The following is a 743-nucleotide window of genomic DNA, read 5'->3' as shown; positions in this document are numbered from 1 at the left end:
GTCGACAACGTCAACGGCTTCAAGACCGACCTGAACCGCGTCTGGCGCAGCGGTCAGACCACCACGCAGCTGGGCAACGGCGCCACCGAAACCCGTACCGCAGATGGCCAGCATGTGTATCAGACCGGGGAGGCGATGTCGAAACTGCCGGTCGACATCAACTTCGACCACCATCGCGCCTCGGCCGCCCAAAAGCTGACGCGGGAGAGCGAGGTGCAGACCCAGACGGCGCTGGAGGGCTACAATCACTCGGTTACTGGAACCGGCGGCAAGCTTCGCCAGTTCCACGACCAGTTCGGCAACAGCGACAGTACCACGCTGGCAGCGCAGACCGGCATGTCTACCGCTGATGTGCAGCGCATGAACAAGGCGATTGCAGTGACGGAGGCGCACGCGAAACGCAATCACATTTCGTTTGATCAGTCCTTCAATGAAATGGATACGAAAGCGAGGTCACTCAATGTAAATGTGGGGGCGAGGGCCTCTGCAGGTATCGACACCGACAGGTCGATAATTGGCAAGGCCGCATCGTTGACATTCGGTGCATCCGGTAAAGCGGATATTCATGGCGGTGTTGAGCGAACAGGCAGTTCAGGTAGTTCGGCCCAAACCTCGGAAGGTGGGCGCAACACCAGGGATGCGGGGCACGATATCTCCGCCAGTGAAGCCAAGACCTTCAGTGATGGCCTGGACGTAATGCGCAACTACAGCGTCAACTACAACGGGCAGCACGTCGACAATAA

Annotated in this window: 1 pseudogene; it reads left to right on the top strand. The window is 58.8% G+C overall.

What is annotated here, in order from left to right:
• Window positions 1-743 (top strand): annotated as a pseudogene (locus AC4PR2_RS29345) (hypothetical protein); the annotation flags it as partial.

The sequence above is a fragment of the Serratia sp. A07 genome, from assembly GCF_058725505.1.
This window is presented reverse-complemented; position numbering and strand designations above follow the sequence as displayed.